The organism is Neobacillus vireti, assembly GCF_036962465.1.
Lineage (GTDB): Bacteria > Bacillota > Bacilli > Bacillales > Cytobacillaceae > Neobacillus > Neobacillus vireti_B.
This window is the reverse complement of record NZ_JBALNF010000016.1, coordinates 158,861-162,847: the sequence shown is the minus strand read 5'-3', so window position 1 is coordinate 162,847 and position 3,987 is coordinate 158,861. Positions and strand designations below refer to the sequence as shown.

General features: G+C 40.8%; 4 protein-coding genes. All 4 read left to right on the top strand.

Features of this window, described 5'->3' with window-relative positions; all coding sequences use genetic code 11:
• Positions 1-66 precede the first annotated feature (66 nt).
• On the top strand, positions 67-846 hold the full coding sequence (locus V7077_RS07610; protein WP_335500051.1) for a ribonuclease HII: 780 nt from the start codon (positions 67-69) through the stop codon (positions 844-846).
• A gap of 210 nt (positions 847-1,056) precedes the next feature.
• Positions 1,057-2,217: an ADP-forming succinate--CoA ligase subunit beta gene (gene sucC / locus V7077_RS07605; RefSeq protein ID WP_335500049.1), complete on the top strand. Its 1,161-nt coding sequence runs from the start codon at positions 1,057-1,059 to the stop codon at positions 2,215-2,217.
• A gap of 23 nt (positions 2,218-2,240) precedes the next feature.
• Positions 2,241-3,143, top strand: a complete 903-nt coding sequence (gene sucD / locus V7077_RS07600) for a succinate--CoA ligase subunit alpha (RefSeq protein ID WP_215040770.1) — start codon at positions 2,241-2,243, stop codon at positions 3,141-3,143.
• A gap of 73 nt (positions 3,144-3,216) precedes the next feature.
• The coding region (gene dprA / locus V7077_RS07595; protein WP_335500047.1) for a DNA-processing protein DprA at positions 3,217-3,987 on the top strand (771 nt) is incomplete at its 3' end.

The window sequence follows — 3,987 nt, the reverse complement described above, 5'->3', positions numbered from 1 at the left end:
GCCGCCTGGAGCGGAAATCAACATTCAAGTTTATCACAGCCCAATTTATAGACAAGGTGACTACAAATGAAGAAACTTTCAATTGCCCAAATAGAAGAAAAGCTGGCTAGTATTTTAGTAGAAACGGATCCTTTTATTGTTGAGCTCAAAAACGATGAGCGAAAAGGTGCCCAACAATGCTTGGCCAAATGGAAAAAACAGCGGGAACAAGAAAAACGCCTGCAAGAAAAGTTCTTTGAAATGAACCATTATGAACGAAAGGTACGGTCACAAGGCTTTAATCTCATTGCTGGGGTTGATGAGGTGGGCAGGGGACCACTCGCAGGCCCGGTTGTGACAGCCGCTGTTATTTTACCTGATGACTTTTTCTTAGCTGGGATAGATGATTCAAAGAAACTGACTGAAAAAAAGCGTCAAGAATTCGATGCCATTATTAAAAAAGAGGCTATCGCGTACAGTGTGGCGATGGTACATGCCGAAGAAATTGATGAGATTAATATTTATGAAGCCACTAAGAAGGCTATGTATGCAGCAATTGTCTCCCTTGAGCCAAAGCCTGATTTTTTACTGATTGATGCGATGAAGCTTGAAACCCCGTATCCGACAGAATCCATAATTAAAGGCGATACCAAAAGTATCTCGATAGCGGCGGCTTCCATTGTTGCAAAGGTAGCAAGGGATACGTTAATGAAGGAACTATCGTTTAGCTATCCTGTCTATGGGTTTCAACAAAACATGGGTTATGGAACAAAGGAGCATTTACAAGCCATCAAACAGTACGGCATCACCCCATACCATCGAAAAAGTTTTGCCCCAGTAAAGGACTATATCAACATAATAATTTAGTATAATAACAGGTCAAGGCCTGTTTTTTTTATTATCGTAAAAAAATTGAAAAGTAGTAAAAATCCTATGAAATCGGTTTCATTTCTATTACTTTTCAGAATATTATAAAGATGAATATAATTTTAGTACGAAAAGGTAGACAAGGTTTGTATCATTATATAAAATGAAAACGGAGTCAATTTTTTGAAGAGTTTGATAGGAGGATGGGAAATGAATATCCATGAGTATCAAGGAAAAGAGATCCTCAAGCAATTCGGGGTATCTGTTCCAAACGGAAAAGTGGCATTCACGGTTGAAGAAGCAGTAGAAGCTGCTAAAGAACTAGGTACACAGGTATGTGTAGTAAAAGCGCAAATCCATGCGGGCGGACGGGGAAAAGCCGGTGGAGTAAAAGTTGCGAAAAACCTTGATGAGGTTCGTACATATGCAAATGAAATCCTCGGAAAAACTCTAGTTACACACCAAACTGGTCCTGAGGGTAAAGAAGTAAAACGCCTCCTAATTGAAGAAGGCTGCGACATTAAAAAAGAATACTATGTTGGTCTCGTACTAGACCGTTCCACTTCACGTGTCGTTTTAATGGCATCTGAAGAAGGCGGTACTGAAATTGAAGAGGTAGCAGCCAACACACCGGAGAAAATTTTTAAAGAGGAAATCGATCCTGCTATTGGCTTACAGTCGTTCCAGGCACGTCGTATTGCCTTTAATATTAATATTCCAACTGAGTTAGTCAACCAAGCAGTTAAGTTCATGATGGGCTTATATAATGCCTATATTGAAAAAGATTGTTCAATTGCTGAAATTAACCCGTTAGTAGTAACAGGTGACGGCAAGGTTATGGCATTAGATGCTAAATTAAACTTTGATTCGAATGCTCTATATCGCCAAAAAGATGTCTTGGCCTATCGTGACCTTGAAGAAGAAGATGCAAAGGAAATCGAAGCATCTAAATACGATTTAAGCTATGTTGCCTTAGATGGAAATATCGGCTGTATGGTTAATGGTGCAGGACTAGCGATGTCCACAATGGATATCATTAAACACTACGGCGGCGACCCTGCCAACTTCCTTGATGTTGGGGGCGGTGCAACTGCTGAGAAAGTTACAGAAGCATTCAAAATTATCCTTTCAGATCCAAATGTAAAAGGTATTTTTGTAAATATCTTTGGTGGAATCATGAAGTGTGACGTCATTGCTGAGGGTGTTGTAGAAGCAGCTAAGCAGGTTGGACTATCGGTTCCGCTTGTTGTTCGTTTAGAAGGAACCAATGTTGACTTAGGTAAGAAAATTCTTGCTGAGTCAAGCGTTGAAATTATTGCTGCTGAATCCATGGCTGACGGTGCACAAAAAATTGTTTCATTAGTCAAATAGGATCGAAAGAAAGGGGAATTCACGTGAGCGTTTTTATTAATAAAGATACAAAGGTTATTGTTCAAGGTATTACTGGCGGAACGGCCCGTTTCCATACAAAGCAAATGCTTGAATACGGAACAAAAATTGTCGGCGGTACATCACCAGGTAAGGCTGGTCAAGAAGTTGAAGGAGTACCGGTTTTTAACACAGTAAGAGATGCGGTTGACGCGACTGGTGCAAATGCTTCCGTTATCTATGTTCCAGCTCCATTTGCGGCAGACTCTATTATTGAAGCAGTTGATGCTGAACTAGATCTTGTTATTTGTATCACTGAGCATATTCCAGTATTAGACATGGTAAAAGTTAAACGTTATATGGAAGGCAAAAAGACTCGTTTAGTTGGTCCAAACTGCCCAGGCGTGATTACAGCTGATGAATGTAAAATTGGGATTATGCCGGGATATATTCATACAAAAGGCCATGTCGGTGTCGTTTCCCGTTCTGGTACCTTAACATATGAGGCTGTTCACCAATTAACCCAAGCTGGTTTAGGTCAAACGACAGCAGTAGGAATCGGCGGAGACCCAGTAAATGGCACCAACTTTATTGATGTTTTAAAGGCATTTAATGAAGATCCAGAAACCTATGCGGTTATCATGATTGGTGAAATTGGCGGTACGGCAGAAGAAGAGGCAGCTGAATGGGTAAAAGCAAACATGACTAAGCCTGTTGTTGGCTTCATTGGCGGTCGTACAGCACCTCCAGGAAAAAGAATGGGCCATGCTGGTGCTATCATTTCAGGTGGGAAAGGTACAGCTGATGAAAAGATCCGCATCATGAACGAATGCGGTATTAAAGTTGCTGATACCCCGTCAGTTATGGGTGAAACTTTAATTGAAGTATTAAAAGAACAAGGTCTATACGAAAAGTGTAAGACTCACTAAGATGGTTAACAGATAGTCCCTCAAATTATGAGGGACTATTTATGATAAATTAAAAAAATGGAGGTTTTTATTTATGGATGAGTTTAAAGAAAAATTTATTCATTTACTGCATTACCCCGATATCTCCTGGAAAACCGTCTTTCACATGTTGAAAAAAGACCCCTCTCTCCAGTCTGTTTACCGAGCTCCCATTTCAACCAATCCTTCTAACCCAATCTACCCTGCGGTTTCCCACGGCTCCTCGTTAACTTCATTTACTTCCTTTTCTTCTGAAAGCATTCATGAACAAATCCGTCAATTTAAAACCAATGACATTGATGTCATCACAATTTTTGATAAAGAATATCCTCATGTTTTAAAAGAAATCTATCAACCACCATGGGCCTTATACACAAAGGGTGACATTGCCCTATTAGAAAAAGAACCGAAACTAGCGGTTGTCGGATCCCGTCAGGCCACCCCATACGGAAAAAAAGCGATCCGGCATATTTTTCCTGACTTGATCAGTCAGGGTATTCTGATTGTAAGCGGACTGGCAACCGGGGTAGATGCCTTAGCCCATGAAGAGACCATAAAACTAGGCGGGAGGACCATTGGCGTTATTGCCGGAGGGCTATACCATATCTATCCAAAAGAGAATATGGCTCTCGCTGTTAAGATGATGCAAACACAGCTAGTCCTCTCGGAATATCCACCTGATACCAAGCCGCTTAGATGGCACTTTCCGGCACGCAATCGAATTATTAGCGGATTATCCACTGGAACGTTTATTATAGAAGCAAAGCGGAAAAGTGGGTCGCTGATTACCGCTAACTATGCCGTCCATGAAGGAAGAGATGTATTT